Here is a 17,273-nt window from a genome sequence, read left to right as displayed (position 1 = left end):
GGTTAGCCCTGCACCGCGCGCAGCACTTCGGCGAGGCTGGTATCGCCGCGGCGCAGGCACTCGCTGGCCATGCCGGCAAGGCTCTGGCGGCGCCCGGCCAGATGCTCGTGCATGGCTACTTCACTGGCGCCGTCGTACAGCAGGGCGATCAGCCCGGCGTCCAGCTCGATGAATTCGTACAGACCGAGGCGGCCACGATAGCCGCTGCCCTGGCACTGCTCGCAACCGACGGCATGGAAGGTCTCGCTCAGCTCCGCCAGCTCCGGCCACAGCTGCCGCTCAGCCGCCTGCAAGGGTTGCGGCCGCGCACAGCTGCACAGGCGCCGCACCAGGCGCTGGGCCATGACCCCGCGCAGGCACGAGGCGATCAGGAACGGCTCGATACCCATGTCACGCAGGCGCGTCACCGCCCCCACGGCGCTGTTGGTGTGCAGGGTCGAGAGCACCAGGTGGCCGGTGAGGCTGGCCTGCACGGCGATCTGCGCGGTCTCGCGGTCGCGGATTTCGCCGAGCATGATCACGTCCGGGTCCTGGCGCAGGATCGCCCGCAGGCCGGTGGCAAAGGTCAGCCCGGCGCGGGGGTTGATGGCGGTCTGGCCGATGCCGGCGATGGCGTATTCGACCGGGTCTTCGACGGTGAGGATGTTGCGGCTGCCATCGTTGAGGCTATTGAGGCTGGCGTACAGCGTGGTGGTCTTGCCCGAGCCGGTCGGCCCGGTGCTCAGGACGATACCGTTGGGCCGCGCCAGGCAGCCACGCAAGCCCTGCTCCACCGCTGCCGGCATGCCGAGGTTGACCAGCGCCAGCAGGCTGGCCTGCTTGTCGAGCACACGCATCACCACCCGCTCGCCGTGAATACCGGGCAGGGTCGAGACCCGCACGTCCACCTCGCGCCCGGCTGCGCGCAGGGTGATGCGCCCATCCTGAGGCTGGCGTTTCTCGGCGATGTCCAGGCGGGCCATGACCTTGATCCGCGACACCAGCATCGCCGACAGTGCGCGCGGCGGGCGCAGCACTTCACGCAAGTGGCCGTCGATGCGCAAACGTACCACCAGGCTCTGCTCGAAGGTCTCGATATGAATGTCCGAGGCCTGCAGGCGCAAGGCCTGGGCAAACAGGCCGTTGATCAGGCGAATCACCGGCGCTTCGTCGTCGCTTTCGAGCAGGTCTTCGATGCGCGGCATTTCGCTCATCAGGCCGTCGAGGTCGACCTGCTCGCCGATGCCTTCGATCAGTGCGGCGGTGGCACCCTCGCCGGCCTGGTACAGCTGGCCCAGGCGGCTGTCGAAACTGGCGCTGTCGAGGTGGCAGACTTCATCAGGCTGGCCCTGCACGCGCAGCAGCTCCTGCAATTGATCGCTGTCGACATCGCTGCGCAGCCACAGGCTCCAGCCCGTCGCCAAAGGCGCCACGGCAAGGCCGGCCTGGCGGGCCAGGCGATAGGGCAACAGCTCCATCACCAGACACCCTCGTCGAGGCGCTGACGGCTGGCCGGAAAGGCCTGCAGAAGCTTGCCGTCATCGCTGATGGCCGGCAGCTTGAGGGCAGTGTCCTGCTGCAGGTTGCGGTATTTCTCGGTGCTCAGGCTGGCCAGGCTCGGGCCGTCGCGCAGGATCCGCGGGCGAATGAACACCATCAGGTTCTGCTTCACGCCCTGGTGGCCAGAGGAACTGAACAGCCGCCCCAGCCAGGGAATATCACCGAGCAACGGCACTTTCTGATTACTCGAGGTGACCTCGTCGCTGATCAGCCCGCCAAGGATCACCAGGCCGTTATCCTCGACCATGACCTTGGTCTTGATCTCGCGCTTGTTGGTGATCACATCGCTGGCCGAAGCGTTGTCGGCAATCGACGAGACCTCCTGGACAATGTCCAGGCGCACGGTGTTGTCGATGTTGATCTGCGGCTTGATGCGCAGCTTGACCCCGACTTCCTTGCGCTCGATGGTCTGGTACGGGTTGGTGTTGTCCTGGGTCACGGAGCCGGTGACGAAGGGCACTTCCTGGCCGACCAGGATCGACGCTTCGGCGTTGTCCAGGGTCAGCAGGGTTGGCGTCGACAACAGGTTGAAGCCGCTTTTGCTCTTCAGCGCATTGACCAGCACGGCGAAGTTGAAACCGCCGCCGAAGTTGCCAAAGCCTGCGGTCAGGCCGTTGGTGCCTGACAGCAGCTTGGCCAACGCGGCGTTGTCCTTGCCCGCTGCAGCCCCGGCGATGGCGGCGATGCTCGGGCCGCTGCTGCCGAAGTTGACCGTGCCGGCGCCGAACTTCTCATCGGCGAACAGCCACTGTACCCCCAGCTCTTCGGCGCGTGAATCCGAGACCTCGGCAATGATCGCCTCGACCACCACCTGCGCGCGGCGCACGTCCAGTTGCTCGACGATGTTGCGATACGCCGCCAGCTCGCTGTCGGGGCCGACCATGACCACGGCGTTGGTGCCTTCTTCATATTCCAGGCGAATCCCCGAGCTGCTTACCGGCATCGGCGCCTTGTCGTCCTTGCCGCCCTCGCCGTTGGCGGCTGGCAGGGTGTCCTGGCTGAGGCTGCGCAGCACCTTGACCACTTCGCTGGCATTGGCATGGCGCAGGTAGATCACCTGGGTGTTGGAGCTGCGCAGGTTATCGCCGGGGCGGTCCAGTTGCGCCAGCAAGGCGCGCACCCGCTCGCGGCTGTCGGCACTGCCGCGCACCAACAGCGCATTGCTGCGTGGGTCGGCCACCACCTGGGCGCTGTCGGCGCCCTGCTCGCGGGCCAGCAACTGGCTGATCAACTTGCTGGTGTCGTTGGCGCTGGCATGTTGCAGCGGCATCACCTGCATCGGCTCGTCACTGACCTGGTCGAGCTGCAGCAACAGGCTGTCGATACGTTCCAGGTTGCTGCGCCAGTCGGTGATCACCAGCAGGTTGGCCGCAGGATACGGAGTGATCACCCCGACCCGGGGATCGATCAGCGGCTTGAGGATGCCCAGCAATTGCTCGCTGGCGGCGTTGCGTACATTGAACACACGGGTGGCGACCCCGTCGCTGCCTTGCGCCGGTTTGCCCGCCGTCTCCACCGGTACCGGCTCAAGCCGCGCGGCCTGGTCGGGGACGATCTTGACGCTGCCGTTGGGCAGGTCGACGGCGGCGAAACCCTGGGCGCGCAACTGGGCCAGGAAGATGTCGTAGATCGCGTCGCTGTCATGGCGATCGACCGTGCGCACGGTGACCTTGCCCTTGACCCGTGGATCGACGATGAAGGTGGTGCCGGTAATTTGCGAGACGCTGTCGATGAACTCGCTGAGCTCGGTGTCGACGAAATTGACTTCGTATAACGGCGTCTCGTTGTCATCCAGCGCCACCGGCTCTTCGGCCCAGGCCAGGTTGAGGCCCAGGATCAGCACGCTGGCCAGGCAGAGTCTTGCGATCATCATTCATCCTTGGCGCTTGAAGCCGGTCACGGCAGGCCGTGGCGGCCAGGGCAGGCGTTCGCGCCGCCCCTGGTTGTCGAAAATCAGGCCCTGGTCGTCAATGCTCTCCAGCACGATACCCGGCGCCAGGCGCTGGCCACGGCGCATGCTGCGCGTCGCCTGGCCGTAACGCAGCACCACCACCGTGGCGCTGAGCGGCACGGCCCGCAGGCCGCCCAGATACTCCAGCGGTAAACGGGTCAGCGGCACCTCACCGCTGTCGGCCTGGGCCTGCCAGTGGCCGACCATCAGGCCCGGCAAAGGCGTTGCTTGCTGGACCTCAGCCACAGCCGGCAGCGGCGTGCGGCTGAGCTGCAAAACACACTGGGCGGCAAGCCAGGCAGCCAGGGTCAGCAGCGCGCCGCTGAACAGGCGCGAGGCGCGGATCACGCGCTCAACTCACGGGGATGCCAACCGGGATGGCCCTGGACATAGCGCAGCTGCGGCAATTGCAACGCTGGCAATTGCCAGTCGGTCGGCTGCTGCGCCAGCCAGGCCTCGACCCGTTGCCACAGCGGCTCGCCACTGCTAGAGGCGTACTGCAGGCCGAAGGTGCGGCACTGCCCCTGGGTTTCGCTGAAGCCCGAGACGCGCTTGCCGCTCGGGCTGTAGCTCAACTGCCAGGGCTGGCCCAGCCAGCGCGGCAGGTCCTGGCTGTTGTCGAGCAATAGCGGGTCACCGAACAACTGCTCGGCGGCGTTTTCCAGCACCTGCTCGACTTGCCGGGCAGGCGCTTCGACCACCGGCGCCGGGTAGCTGCCGGTCAGGCTGATCAGGTGTTCGCGGGTGATAGCCTGGCCGGCAGCCAGGGGGCTGTCGTAGCGCAGGCCCGGGAGCAACACCGGGTAGCCGCTGTCGGCGGCCAGGGCCAGGTGCAGCAGGCGGTCCCAACTGCCACCGCGGGTATCACGGCGCCACAGTGCCTGCGGTGCGCGCGCCAGGGGTTGATCGAGCCAGGCGGCGTGACCGGCGCGTTGCTGCGCCAGCACACCACGGATCTGCGCGGCGCGGGCCTGGGCCCCAGGGGTAAGGCTGCTTTCGAAGGCCGGATGAAAATGCGCGCTGAATTGCCATTGCCCAGCGCTTCGCTGGCAGCGCACCTGGAAGGCGCCGCAAGCGCGATTGCCAGCGAACAGCACCGGCACGCGCTTGCCGCTGGCTTGCAGCACGGTCACCGGCTCCGGCCAGAAGTCCTGGCCACGGGCGCACAGCAGCAAGTCGGCATCGCTCAGGCGTTCGGCCAGCCACAGGCCGGGGCCGGTGCCGACATCGGCCAGGGCGATCACCAGGTCTGCCTGCCCGCGGGCTTGTTCGAAGGCCGGCAGCAGCGACTGGTACCACTGCTTGAGCGAGGCTTTCTGGTCCTGGGCATAGGGGTCGGTGATGCCGACCACGGCGACCCGCACACCACCACGGCGAAACACTGTAAAGGCTGCAACACCCAGCGCGGTGCCCTGCTCCACAGCCAGGCCGGCGCCCAGCACGGGCTTGCCATATTGCCGATAAAGGCCGGTGCAACGCTGCGGCCACAGCACCCGCTCATCGCTGCTGACCCGCACGTCGCTGGCCAGCAACTGGCTGCCTTCAACACCGCTACCCCCCTGGGTCAGGTAGGCCAGGCCGCTGCCATTCCAGCCCTGACCGTTCTCCAGGGTCAGGCAGTTGTCGGCCCCGGCGCCTTGGCGCAGTTGCTCGAGCAAGGCCGCCAGCACCGCGTAGCCGCCGGTGCGCACGCCATCGGCGAGGCTGGCGTCGAGCAGCGGGTTGAGTTCGGCGCGGGTCTGGCGGGCGCTGGCGCCGGTCATCCAGGGCGCCTGGCCGAGGTGGGTGACCGGCCCCAGGCGCGTGGCCGGGACCACCGGTTTACCGGCCTGGCGGGCATCGAGGGTGTCAGCGAAATACAGCACATCGAGCGCCGCGTCGTTGCCGGCCGACGTCCCGCCCAGGCCCGCGCAGGCCGTGAGCAGCGGCGCCGCAGCGCCAACGCCGATCCAGTTCAACACTTCCCGTCTGTGCATGTTCAGCCTGTCCCGTCGCCTTCGCGCTTGTTGGTTGTCGGGCCGGGATATTGGGGCGCCTGGATTACAGTTTGATGGCAGTTAATCGACAGCCAGGGCAAAACCTCAGGCAAATCAGGTGGTAACGATTTATTTCCTTCAACGCCTTTTAACAAAACTGCCAATCAATCATCACACTTGCTCACTAAAGTCCCGGTTTCTTTCACGCCGCATCATTGAACAAAAGGAACTGAACTGATGAGTCGAGACACCGGCGACAACCTGAACCGCAACCAGAGTGGCAACCTGCCCATGGACAGCGTTCTGGAGTCTTACCTGAGCCGCCGCAGCGTGGTACGCGGTGGCCTGGGCGCCGCGATCGCGATGATTGCCGGGACTGGCCTGACGGGCTGCTTCGACAGCAGCGACTCGGATGACGATGAACCCGTAGTCGAGCCGCCAACCCCGCCGAAACTGAAGCTCGGCTTCACTTCAATCCCAGGCTCGCGCACCGACGCCTGCGTGGTCGCCGCCGGCTACACTGCTTACGTCCTGGCGCCCTGGGGCACGCCGCTGAACAGCAGCGCCAACCCGTGGAAAGCCGACGGTAGCAACACCGCCGCCGACCAGGCCAACTCGGTGGGCATGCACCATGACGGCATGCACTTCTTCCCCATCAACGGCAGCTCCGAAGACGGCCTGCTGGCGATCAACCACGAATACATCGACGCCGACGCCTTGCACCCCAACGGCCCGACCAGCGACAGCAGCGGCAAGCGTCCGGTCGAGGAAGTGCGCAAGGAAATCAACGCCCATGGCGCCGGGGTGATCCGCCTGAAGAAAGTCAGCGGCCGCTGGCAGGTGGTCGACAACGACCCGCTCAACCGCCGCTTCACCACCGCCACGGTAATGAACATCGCCGGCCCCCTGCGCGGCAGCGAGCACGTCAAGACGCGCTTCTCGAAAAACGGCACCCAGGCCCGCGGCACCAACAACAACTGCGGCAACGGCTACACCCCGTGGGGCACCTACCTGACCTGCGAAGAGAACTGGCCGGGGATTTTCGTCAACACCAGCGCCACCCTGCCGGCCGACCAGAAGCGCATTGGCGTCGGCACCAAGGCCGGTAACTACAAGTGGGAAAGCGTCGCCGGTGACCCAAGCGAAGTGGACGGTGAATTCAGCCGCTTCAACGTCACCCCGAGCGGCGCCAGCGCCACCGAGGACTTCCGTAACGAAGCCAGCACCTACGGCTACATCGTCGAGATCGACCCGTACACGGCCAATACCCTTGCGGTAAAACGTACCGCGCTCGGGCGCTTCCGCCACGAGGGCTGCTGCCCGGGGCTGGCGGTGGTGGGCAAGCCGCTGGTCTGGTACATGGGCGACGACTCCAACAACGAGTACCTGTACAAATTCGTCTCCAGCGCGCTGTGGGAAGCCGCCGATGCCAACCCGGCCGACCGCCTGGCCACCGGCAACAAGTACATGGACCAGGGCAAGCTGTACGTCGCCCGCTTCAATGCCGACGGCAGCGGCGTGTGGCTGCTGCTCGACGTCAACACCCCGACCAGCAGCGGCAAGACCCTGGGCTCGATCTACGGCGACCTGCCGGGGATCATCCTCAACACCCGCGGCGCTGCCGACGCCCTGGGCGCGACGCCGATGGACCGCCCGGAATGGACCACGGTCAACCCGCTCAATGGCGACGTGTACCTGACCCTGACCAACAACAGCGCACGCACCGCGGCCAAGGTCGATGCCGCAAACCCGCGCGGGCCGAACCGCCACGGCCATATCATCCGCTGGCACGACAGCGACGATCAGTTGAGCTTCAGCTGGGATATCTTCGTGTTTGGCGCCAACGCCGCCGGCACTGCCGACATCAACCGCTCGGGCCTGACCGAACTCAACCAGTTCGCCAGCCCCGACGGCATGAGCTTCGATAGCCGCGGCATCCTCTGGTTCCAGACCGACAACGGTGAAAAAACCCTGACCGACTACACCAACGACCAGATGCTGGCGGTGATCCCCACCGACCTGGTCGATGCCGCGGGCAAGCAGGTGCCGGTCAACGCCAAGAACCAGGTCGACCTGCGCCGCTTCTTCGTCGGCCCCAACGGCTGCGAAGTCACCGGCATTGCCTTCACCCCCGACAACAAGTCGATTTTCGTCAACATCCAGCACCCGGACAACTGGCCGTCCACGGATGTTGCCACCACCGTTACCGCGGCCGGCACCAAGGTGCGGCCACGGGCCTCGACCGTGGTGATCCAGCGTGCCGATGGCGGTGAAATCGGCGTGTAACCCAAGCAACGCTCGGCGCAGCCCTTACCAGGGTTGCGGCGAGCGGCTGATCACCTGCACCTGCTGGACCGGCACCAGCGCGTGCCACTGCACGATCCCGCGTGCGCGCAGTTGAAACTCGCTGCGCATCTTCTGCCCGTCCTGTTCGAATTCCAGCTGCAAGGCAAAGTCACCGCTGTTGAGCAGCAAGCCTTCGCTCAACCGTGCGAATGTTGCGTCGTCCATTGCCCCCAGTGCCTGGCGCAACGCACCCGCATCGTGATAACCGCCAGCAGGCCGGCCGGTGATGATCCGGGTCAGCAGCGAACGTGACACCTCCCCTTCGTACAGCGCTTCAAGCAATGGCAACTGCTCCAGGCTCAAGGCATTGGCGTTCAGCCGCCAGCCGCTGGTCTGCGGCAGCGCGCACAACTGTGGATAGCGTTGCTGGCGGCTGGCATCGGGCTCAAGCAGCAGGTTCAGCTCACTCATGTCGACCATCATCTGGTTGGCCGCCAGGCGCGCAGGTGACTGGCGCAGGTACTGGTCGCTGTCGGCGCCGCTGAGCCGGGCCTGGCCGTCGCTGTCGATCCAGTCGGCCAGGGCATCGGTCAAGCGTTGCGCGGCCATGTCATCGCCCAGCAGGTAGCGCAATTGCCGCGCGGCCCGTTCGCTCTCCTCGCCAATCAGCGCGTTGACGTTGAAACAGCTGTGCAGGTCGCGGATGCGCAAGGCCGCCGAGCCGCCGGCAAAGGCATAAGACAGCGGCTGCCCGCGCAGCGCCTGCCAGAACAGCGGGCTGGCGCGCCAGGCCGGGTCTTTCAGGGCTTGCTCGGCAAAGGCCAGGCCGGCGGTTTCCATGGCCCTGGCCTGCACCCGTTGCTGCACCAGGCGCACGCTGTCGATCTGCTGGCGACCGTCCTGCACCAGCCAGGTCAGGCCGCCTGCGAGCATCGCCAGCACCACCAGCACCATCAACAGCGCCGCTCCTTGTTGCCGCTTCGCACCCATGAACTGCACATCCCTAGCCAATGAGCCGTCAGTCAACACAACGGATGTTGCAGGCACATGGCAAATACAGCTGCACGTCACTTTTGCGTCACAAAGCGCAGGCAGGATAAGGCCTTCTTTTTCATGAGCTTGGAGCATTTTTCATGGGTGGTATCGGGATCTGGCAGTTGCTTATCGTCTTGGTGATCGTGTTCATGCTGTTCGGCACCAAGCGCCTCAAGGGCCTGGGTGCGGATGTCGGCGAGGCGATCCAGGGCTTTCGCAAATCCATGGGCAACGGCCCGGCCACGGACGAAGCCGTAAGCCCGGTCAAACCCCAGGCGCCGCTGCCGGTCGACAGCGTGCAGCAAGCGGAACACCAGCGCTGATGTTCGAAGTCGGTTTTACCGAACTGCTGCTGGTGGCCATCGTCGCCCTGCTGGTGCTCGGCCCCGAGCGCCTGCCGGCGGCGGCGCGCACCCTGGGCCGCGGCCTGGGCCAGGCCAAGCGCGCCATGGCCTCGATCAAGGCCCAGGTCGAGCGCGAACTGGACACCCAGGCCCTGAGCCAGGAACTCGATGCCCTGCCCTTGCAGCGCCTTGAACAGGACCTGCGCCGCGGCGTCAGCCTGCAGCCGGACCACAGCCCAACCAGCGGAAACCCCTGATGAACACAGCAAGCCAAGACTGCGCCATGCCGCTCACCGCTCACCTGCGCGAACTGCGCAGGCGCCTGGTGCGCTGCCTGCTGGCCATCGCCGTGGTATTCCTCGGCCTGTTGCCGTTTGCCCAGACCCTGTACACCCAGGTCTCGGAGCCGCTGCGCCGCTACCTGCCCGAAGGCGCGAGCATGATCGCCACCAGCGTCACCTCGCCGTTCCTCGCGCCGTTCAAACTGACCCTGATGGCGGCGCTGTTCGTCGCCATGCCGGTGCTGCTGCACCAGGCCTGGAGCTTCATTGCCCCGGCGATGTACCGCCAGGAACGGCGCATCGCCCTGCCGCTGCTGGTATCGAGCATCGTGCTGTTCTACTCGGGCATGGCCTTCGCCTTCTTCGTGGTCTTTCCAATGATGTTCGGCTTCTTTGCCAGCGTCACCCCGGATGGCGTGGCGATGATGACCGACATCGGCCTGTACCTGGACTTCATTCTTGCCCTGTTCCTGGCCTTTGGCCTGGCGTTCGAAATCCCGGTGGCGACCTTCATCATCGTCTGGGCCGGGGTCACCGACGTCGGTACCCTGCGCAAAAGTCGCCCTTACGTGATCGTCGGCTGCTTCGTCGTCGGCATGCTCCTGACTCCGCCGGATGTGTTCTCGCAAACCCTGCTGGCAGTGCCGATGTGGATCTTGTTTGAGGTCGGTTTGCTGGCCTGTGCTGCGGTCGAGCGCAAAGAACAACGCACAATGCCAGTCAGCCTTCAGGCCTCAAATGAGCCTGGCAACTAAAGAAAAAATCGGCATACTCGAGAAATCTGAAGATTTTCATGGGCCAGTGAAGAAAATCCTGGCCTTTGATACCGAAAAACAGGATTTCCAGCATGCAAGCGGTTGGCTACGCCCATCTTCATCAGCAGCTTCAACTGACGGTAGTACCGCTGCAGCTACCGGCTGTCGTTCAGCGGGTTACGCGTATCCAGCAAATCGGTACCACCTTGGCCGTACCCGCCGCCATTGCGCCTGCGGCCAACGACTTGCTGGGTCATGCGCTGTTTGCCCTGAAGCACGAAGGGATCAACCTTGCGCTATTGGCCCAGGCGTTGCCGAAGATCCCCGCCGAAGCATTCGAAGATGCCCTGCGCTCAACACCCAACGGGATATACATCCGTAAGGCCTGCTATTTACGCGAGGCGTTCTCTGGCGAGTTGCTGAAGCAGCAAGCTCCGGTCCGTGGCCCTTTCGTGGACCTTTTCGATCCTGAGCACTACATCACCAAGCCTGGGGAGCGAAGCTCCAGGTGGCGGGTCGAGTTCAATGGCCTCGGTTCACTGGCTTACTGCGCCACAGTCGAACGTACGCCGCACATCAAAGCCCTGCTCGACTATGACATTCCAGCACGCGCCAAGGCGTTCATGCAGTCGCTGGCGCCCATCATGATGGACCGCACCATCAACTGGGCGTACTTGCACGAAACCAAGGACTCTTTCGCCATCGAACGGGAAGCGCCCAGTGAAGACAAATCGCGCAAGTTCATACAGTTGCTGCGCCAGGCCCACGAACGCCAGCCGCTAACCGAGGACTATCTGGTCGCCTTGCAGAACGCCACGATCAGCAACCCGTATGACATGGCTGGCGCCTTCAGACATGAACAGAACCATCTTGCCGGTGCCCTGCAAGGCGCTGCGGGTGTGACCTACGTTCCTCCCCCAGCGGAGCTCTGCCGGGAGCTGATGGAATCATTGATGCACTTTGCCAATGAAGATGCAGCCCGCACCGATCCACTGGTGGCAGCCGGGATCATCTCCTTCGGCTTTGTCCTGCTCCATCCCTTCATGGATGGTAACGGTCGGCTTTCTCGCTTCCTGATCCATCAAACATTGTGCCGGGCCGGCGCGCTGGACAACGGCCTGTTGCTTCCCGTGTCGGTTGCCATGAAACGGAACGAGCGAGGATACCTGCAAGCTCTGCAAAGCTTCTCCCGACCCGTGAGGGATTTTTGGGATGTCCAGTGGATTGACTTCGGACAGTTGAACTTCCAGTTCCGTGGTGATGCGGCCGTCTACCGTTACTGGGATGCAACGCCTTGCGTGGCCTTCACCCTGGAAATGGCCAAGCATGCGCTTGAAGTGGAACTGCGCGAAGAAACGACCTTCCTGGCCTGTTTCGATAGCGTTTACAAAGCCGTCGACGAGCAATTTGACGTGCGCGGCAGCGAGCTTTCGAATCTGGTCATGATGTGCCTGAGCAATGGTGGTGTCGTGTCCAGGCACAGGCGTAAGCAGTTTCAATACACGGTTCCCGCCCACGTATTCGATTTTATCGAACAGGCGGCACGACAAGCCCTGGCTGACCAACAGTCTGAGGTTGAGTCGATTGATGACGACGCAAAATGAAACAGCCTGACAAGTGGTATTGACGTGGTATTCAAGTGGTATTAAATTTTTAATACCACTCGCCACCTGAAGCTACCGCCATGCCTCCGTTGACCGCCCTGCGCCCCGACGACACCCTGGCCACCCCGCTTTACCTTCAGTTGGCGCGCAATCTGGAACAGGCCATCCACGCCGGGCAGTGGAAAGCCGAACAGGCCCTGCCTTCGGAAAGAAGCCTCAGCGAAGCCCTGGACATCTCCCGGGTGACTGCGCGCAAGGCCCTGGAAGTGCTGCTCGAACAAGGCCTGATCCGCCGCATCCAGGGCTCCGGCACCTTCATTACCCCGCGCCTGGAACAACCGCTCTCGCGCCTGTCGAGCTTCAGCGAAATGCTCCGTATGAAGGGCTTCACGCCCAGTTCGCAGTGGCTGGAGCGTAGCGTCGATGCGCCGTCGGCCGATGAGCTGGTGCGCCTGGGCCTGTCGCCCAACGAACAGGTGGTACACCTCAAGCGCCTGCGCAAGGCCGATGACATCGTCATGGCCGTCGAGTACAGCACCCTGCCCACGCGCTTGCTGGGCAACCCCGAGGCTATCGGCGATTCGCTGTACCAGTACCTCGACCAGATCGGCAAGCCGGTGGTGCGCGCCCTGCAACATATTCGTGCGATCAATGCCAGCGCCGAGCTGGCGGCGCGGGTCGGCATCGAGCCCGGCACTGCCATGCTACTGATGACCCGGGTCGGCTACCTCGACGACAACACCCCTATCGAACTGACCGACACCTACTGTCGCGACGACTACTACGACTTTGTCGCCGAGCTGCGACGCTAGCGGAGCCCCCATGAGCGAACACAACATACTCACCCCGACGGGCTGGGTACGCGGACGCCTGTTGCTGCGTGACGGCCGCGTCGCCGCCATCGACGGCCAGCCCTGCGACCCGCAGGGCAACGATCTGCCCTACCTGCTGCCCGGTTTCATCGACCTGCACGTGCATGGCGGCGGTGGCAGCGACATCATGGAAGGCGCCCAGGCGTTCGCCACCATTGCCCGTACCCACGTGCGCTTCGGCACCACCTCGTTGCTGGCCACCACCATGACCGCACCGAAGGAAGAACTGACCCAGGTGCTCGCCGCCCTCGGTGAGTACCTTCGCCAACCACGCAGCGACGGCGCCCGAGTGCTGGGTGTGCATCTGGAAGGCCCGTACATCAACCCCGGCAAGCTCGGCGCGCAGCCGAACTTCGCCCACCTGGGGCTGCTCGAAGAGGTCGACGCCTACCTGGCCCTGGCACCGATCAAGGTGATCACCATCGCCCCGGAAGTCGCCGGCCACCTGCCGTTGATCCGCACTTTGAGCGAGCGCGGCGTGCGCCTGCAGATCGGCCACACCCTTGGCAGCTACGAAGAAGGCGTGGCAGCCCTGGAAGCCGGCGCCACCAGCTTTACCCACCTGTACAACGCCATGAGCCCGCTGCACCACCGCGAGCCGGGCATCGTCGGCGCGGCCCTGGCCCATGCGCGCTTTGCCGAGCTGATTCCCGACCTGCTGCACGTGCACCCCGGCGCCATCCGCGTGGCCCTGCGCTCGATTCCTTGCCTGTACTGCGTGACCGATTCCACTGCCGCTGCGGGCATGCCCGATGGCGAGTACAAGCTTGGCAGCCACACCGTGACCAAATGCCTGGGCGGCGTGCGCCTGGCCGACGGCACCCTGGCCGGCAGCACCCTGACCATGGACCAGGCCCTGCGCAACCTGGTGAAGATCGGTCTGCCCCTGGCCGAAGCCTCCCAGCGCCTGTCGCAATTCCCCGCCGACTACCTCGGCCTGCAAGAACGCGGGCGCCTGCAGCCCGGTAGCTGGGCCGACGCCGTGAGCCTGGATCGCAACCTCAACCTGATCGGCGTAATGGTCGAAGGAGAACACCTTGAGCTCTAAGATGCTTGCCGAGGCCCTGGCCGCGGCCAACGTTGTGCAGACCCAGTTGAAGCGCTGCGACGCGCGTATTGCCAGCGTCGCCGAACAACTGCGCAGCCTCGCGCCGCAGGTAGCCCTGACGGTCGCCCGCGGCAGCTCGGACCACGCCGCCAGCTACTTTGCCTACCTGACCATGCAGCAACTTGGCTTGCCGGTGGCCTCGCTGCCGATGTCGGTGGTGACCCTGCAGAACTCGCCCCTGCAGGTGCGCGGCCAGGTGGCCCTGGGCTTTTCTCAGTCGGGCCAGAGCCCGGACCTGGTCGACAGCCTGCGCACCCTGCGCGAACGCGGCGCCACCACCCTGGCGCTGGTCAATGCCGAAGACTCGCCTCTGGAGCGTGCCTGCCAGTACCACCTGCCGCTGTGCGCCGGCCCCGAGCTGAGCGTTGCCGCGACCAAGAGCTTTATCGCCACCCTCAGCGCCAGCGCCCGCCTGGTCGCCCACTGGCAGCAAGACCCGGCGCTGCTCGAAGCCGGCCTCGCCCTGCCCGGGCAACTGCGTGAAGCCGCAGAACAGGACTGGAGCCTGGCCATTGAGCAATTGCGCGACTGCCAGCGGTTGATGGTCATCGGCCGTGGCGCAGGCTTTGCCATCGCCCAGGAAGCGGCGCTCAAGTTCAAGGAAACCTCGGCGATCCAGGCCGAAGCGTTCAGTAGCGCCGAGGTCCGTCACGGCCCGATGGCACTGATCGATGCCCATTACCCGTTGCTGGTATTGGCGCCTCGTGGCGTGGAGCAGGCGGGCCTGCTGCAACTGGCCGAAGACATGCGCCAGCGCGGCGCCAAGGTGCTGCTGGCGGCACCGGCGGACGTCCCCCAGCGCAACCTGACCTTAAGCTGCGCCGCCCACCCGGGCCTCGATCCGTTGCTGGCGATCCAGAGCTTTTATGTCATGGCTGCAGGCCTGGCCGAGGCGCGTGGCATGGATCCGGATCAGCCCCGTCACTTGAGCAAAGTGACCCGAACTCACTGAGGCACCGAGGACCTTGCGCATGCCCAACAACAAAAACATCACCCTCCATGCCCCCCTCGAAGGCCCGCTATTGCCGCTCGACCAGGTGCCCGACCCGGTGTTCGCTGGTGGCACCCTGGGCAACGGCATCGCCATCGACCCGCTCAACGACTGCCTGCAGGCGCCTTGCGCCGGCACCGTCATCCACCTGGCGAAAACCCTTCATGCGCTGACCCTGCGTGCCGACAACGGCGCCGAGATCCTCATGCACATCGGCCTGGATACCGTGCAGTTGCAGGGCCGCGGCTTCGACGCGCTGGTGGCCAATGGCGAACGGGTCGAACGCGGCCAGCCGCTGATCCGCTTTGACCTGGACCTGGTTGCGCAACACTGCACCAGCCTTATCACGGTGATGATCCTCAGCGACAGCAGCGACTACCGCTTGCTGCCGCGCACCACTCGCTCGGTGGCATTGGGCGCACCGCTGCTGGATGTCATCCCCACTGCCAGCGCCACTGAAGGCAAAGCAGCCAGCAACGGCGAAACCGTGCGCGGTAGCGCCAGGGTCGCTCATCACGGCGGCTTGCACGCGCGCCCTGCGGCCTTGCTGCGCCAGACAGCCCAGGGCTTTGGCAGCCGCGCCGAGCTGCACTGCAACGGCCAGGTCGCCGCGCTCAACAGCCTGGTGGCGATCATGGGCCTGGGTGTCGGCGAGCAGGATGAAGTTGAAATTGTTTGCAGCGGTGCCGACAGTGCGCAGGCGCTGCAGGCACTATTGGCAGCAGTCACCACCGCGAGCGTCGGCGAACAGCATGCCGCCCCTGCCATCAGTGCTCAGGCCACACCCGTCGCCAACCTGCAGCCCGGCATCCTCAACGGTGTCTGCGCATCGCCGGGCCTGGCCTTCGGCCCGCTGGCGCGTCTGGACGGGATACGCCTGCCGCCAGACCCGGGCGGCCATACGCCCGGCCCGCAGCACCAGGCCCTGGACGCCGCACTGGTCAGCGTCAAGGCCGCCATTGAAGGCGACTTGCAGCACCTGCAACAAGGTGATGCGGCGGCCATTTTCGAAGCGCACCTGGCACTGCTCGACGATCCGTCACTGATCGACGCTGCACGTCAGCGCATCGACCAGGGCGTCGCCGCCAGCCACGCCTGGAGCCAGGCCATCGACGCCCAGTGCGCGATACTCAAAGCCCTCGACAAGCCGCTGCTGGCCGAACGCGCCAACGACCTGCAGGATTTGCAGCAACGGGTATTGCGCGCCCTGCTCGGCGAAAGCCGCGAACTCGAGTTGCCGCCGTCGGCGATTGTCGCCGCCCATGAACTGACGCCCTCGGACCTGCTGCTGCTCGACAAGCACGCGGTGGCCGGGCTGTGCATGGTCGCCGGGGGCGCCACTTCGCACGTTGCCATCCTCGCCCGCGCCCGTGGCCTGCCGTGCCTGGTTGCCCTGGGCCCGGAGCTGTTGAACCTGCAGGCCGGCCAGGTGCTGGTGGTGGACGGCGAGCAGGCCCGGCTGGAAACCGCGCCAGACGCCGAACGCCTGGCCGAAGTCGCGCAGCTTCGCCAGCAACAGCAGCAACGCCGCCAACAGCAACAAGCCGCCGCCCAGGGCAGCGCCCAGACCCGTGACGGGCGCCTGATCGAAGTTGCCGCCAATGTCGCCTCGGCGGCCGAAGCTGCCCAGGCCCTGACTCTTGGCGCCGACGGCGTCGGCCTGTTGCGCACCGAATTCCTCTTCGTCGACCGCCACACCGCCCCGGATGAACAAGAGCAACTCAGCGCCTACCAGGCGGTAGTCGACGCCATGGGCGATCGCCCGGTGATCATCCGTACCATCGATGTCGGCGGCGACAAGCAACTGGACTACCTGCCCCTGCCCCACGAGGCCAACCCGGTACTCGGCCTGCGCGGCATTCGCCTGGGCCAAGTGCGCCCCGAGCTGCTCGACCTGCAATTGCGTGCCCTGCTGCAGGTCAGCCCGCAGCGCCGCTGCCGGATCATGCTGCCGATGGTCAGCGAGGTCGATGAGCTGCTGGATATCCGCCAGCGCCTGGACCACCTGGCCAGCGAACTGGGCATCAACCAGCGCGCCGAACTCGGGGTGATGATCGAAGTTCCGGCCGCCGCCCTGCTCGCCGAGCGCCTGGCCGAACACGCCGATTTTTTCTCGATCGGTACCAACGACCTGTCCCAGTACACCCTGGCCATGGACCGTGACCACGCGGGTCTGGCTGCCCGCGTCGACGCCCTGCACCCGGCGCTGCTGCGCCTGATCGACCTGACCTGCCAGGGCGCTGCCCGCCATGGCCGCTGGGTCGGGGTGTGCGGCGCGCTGGCCTCGGAGCCGCTGGCCACCGCGGTGCTGGTCGGCCTCGGGGTCCGCGAGCTGTCGGTCAGCGCCCCGCAGGTCGGCGAGATCAAGGAGCGCGTGCGCCAGCTCGACAGCAGTGAATGCCGCACCTTCAGCCAGCAGCTACTGGGCCTGTCCAGCGCCCGCGCGGTGCGCCAGGCCTGCCGCGATTTCGCCGCACGCCCGCTACACCACCGCCACTCCCCACTCAGCACAGAACAATAACCGGAGCGCA

Annotated in this window: 14 protein-coding genes; 9 read left to right on the top strand and 5 right to left on the bottom strand. The window is 65.5% G+C overall.

What is annotated here, in order from left to right:
• Positions 1–2: 2 nt before the first annotated feature.
• The 4 genes from UB48_RS10245 to UB48_RS10230 are packed head-to-tail and all read right to left on the bottom strand — an operon-like array spanning position 3 to position 5,466.
• Positions 3–1,451: a GspE/PulE family protein gene (locus tag UB48_RS10245; RefSeq protein ID WP_082075428.1), complete on the bottom strand. Its 1,449-nt coding sequence runs from the start codon at positions 1,449–1,451 to the stop codon at positions 3–5.
• 5 nt (positions 1,452–1,456) lie between these two features.
• A complete protein-coding gene (gspD, locus tag UB48_RS10240; RefSeq protein ID WP_045196609.1) occupies positions 1,457–3,409 on the bottom strand; it encodes a type II secretion system secretin GspD in 1,953 nt (650 codons plus the stop codon).
• Between the two features lie 3 nt (positions 3,410–3,412).
• Positions 3,413–3,838 (bottom strand): pilus assembly protein PilZ, encoded by a 426-nt coding sequence (locus tag UB48_RS10235; protein WP_045196510.1) that lies wholly within the window; start codon positions 3,836–3,838, stop codon positions 3,413–3,415.
• Positions 3,835–5,466 (bottom strand): lipoprotein UxpA, encoded by a 1,632-nt coding sequence (locus tag UB48_RS10230; protein WP_045196508.1) that lies wholly within the window; start codon positions 5,464–5,466, stop codon positions 3,835–3,837. Before UB48_RS10230 ends, UB48_RS10235 begins: the two co-directional genes overlap by 4 nt.
• A 237-nt stretch (positions 5,467–5,703) precedes the next feature.
• Between UB48_RS10230 and UB48_RS10225 the strand changes: the two genes are divergently transcribed.
• Complete coding sequence (locus UB48_RS10225) at positions 5,704–7,752, top strand: PhoX family phosphatase (RefSeq protein ID WP_045196506.1); 2,049 nt, start codon at positions 5,704–5,706, stop codon at positions 7,750–7,752.
• A 24-nt stretch (positions 7,753–7,776) separates the two neighbouring features.
• Here UB48_RS10225 and gspK read toward each other — a convergent pair whose 3' ends face one another.
• Positions 7,777–8,742 carry a type II secretion system minor pseudopilin GspK gene (gene gspK / locus UB48_RS10220; RefSeq protein WP_045196503.1) on the bottom strand — a complete coding sequence of 322 codons (966 nt, stop codon included), beginning with the start codon at positions 8,740–8,742 and terminating at the stop codon, positions 7,777–7,779.
• Positions 8,743–8,885: 143 nt separating this feature from the next.
• Between gspK and tatA the strand changes: the two genes are divergently transcribed.
• The 8 genes from tatA (at position 8,886) to ptsP (ending at position 17,263) form a co-directional block, all read left to right on the top strand.
• Positions 8,886–9,110 (top strand): twin-arginine translocase TatA/TatE family subunit, encoded by a 225-nt coding sequence (gene tatA / locus UB48_RS28400; protein ID WP_045196501.1) that lies wholly within the window; start codon positions 8,886–8,888, stop codon positions 9,108–9,110.
• Positions 9,110–9,388 carry a Sec-independent protein translocase protein TatB gene (tatB, locus tag UB48_RS10210; protein WP_045196499.1) on the top strand — a complete coding sequence of 93 codons (279 nt, stop codon included), beginning with the start codon at positions 9,110–9,112 and terminating at the stop codon, positions 9,386–9,388. Before tatA ends, tatB begins: the two co-directional genes overlap by 1 nt.
• Positions 9,388–10,167: a twin-arginine translocase subunit TatC gene (gene tatC / locus UB48_RS10205; RefSeq protein ID WP_045196498.1), complete on the top strand. Its 780-nt coding sequence runs from the start codon at positions 9,388–9,390 to the stop codon at positions 10,165–10,167. The genes tatB and tatC overlap by 1 nt, the downstream gene beginning before the upstream one ends.
• Positions 10,168–10,259: 92 nt before the next feature.
• Positions 10,260–11,771 (top strand): Fic family protein, encoded by a 1,512-nt coding sequence (locus UB48_RS10200; RefSeq protein ID WP_045196496.1) that lies wholly within the window; start codon positions 10,260–10,262, stop codon positions 11,769–11,771.
• A gap of 80 nt (positions 11,772–11,851) precedes the next feature.
• On the top strand, positions 11,852–12,583 hold the full coding sequence (locus UB48_RS10195; protein ID WP_045196494.1) for a GntR family transcriptional regulator: 732 nt from the start codon (positions 11,852–11,854) through the stop codon (positions 12,581–12,583).
• Positions 12,584–12,593: 10 nt separating this feature from the next.
• A complete protein-coding gene (gene nagA / locus UB48_RS10190; protein ID WP_045196492.1) occupies positions 12,594–13,691 on the top strand; it encodes an N-acetylglucosamine-6-phosphate deacetylase in 1,098 nt (365 codons plus the stop codon).
• Positions 13,681–14,703: an SIS domain-containing protein gene (locus tag UB48_RS10185; protein WP_156160185.1), complete on the top strand. Its 1,023-nt coding sequence runs from the start codon at positions 13,681–13,683 to the stop codon at positions 14,701–14,703. Before nagA ends, UB48_RS10185 begins: the two co-directional genes overlap by 11 nt.
• A 19-nt stretch (positions 14,704–14,722) precedes the next feature.
• On the top strand, positions 14,723–17,263 hold the full coding sequence (gene ptsP, locus UB48_RS10180) for a phosphoenolpyruvate--protein phosphotransferase (protein WP_045196488.1): 2,541 nt from the start codon (positions 14,723–14,725) through the stop codon (positions 17,261–17,263).
• The last annotated feature ends 10 nt before the right edge of the window (positions 17,264–17,273 follow it).

Origin of the sequence: Pseudomonas sp. 2(2015) (assembly GCF_000955865.1) — a bacterium.
In the GTDB taxonomy this organism is placed as follows: Bacteria; Pseudomonadota; Gammaproteobacteria; order Pseudomonadales; family Pseudomonadaceae; genus Aquipseudomonas.
Note: the sequence above shows the minus strand (reverse complement) of the source record. Positions and strands in the feature narration are given on the sequence as shown.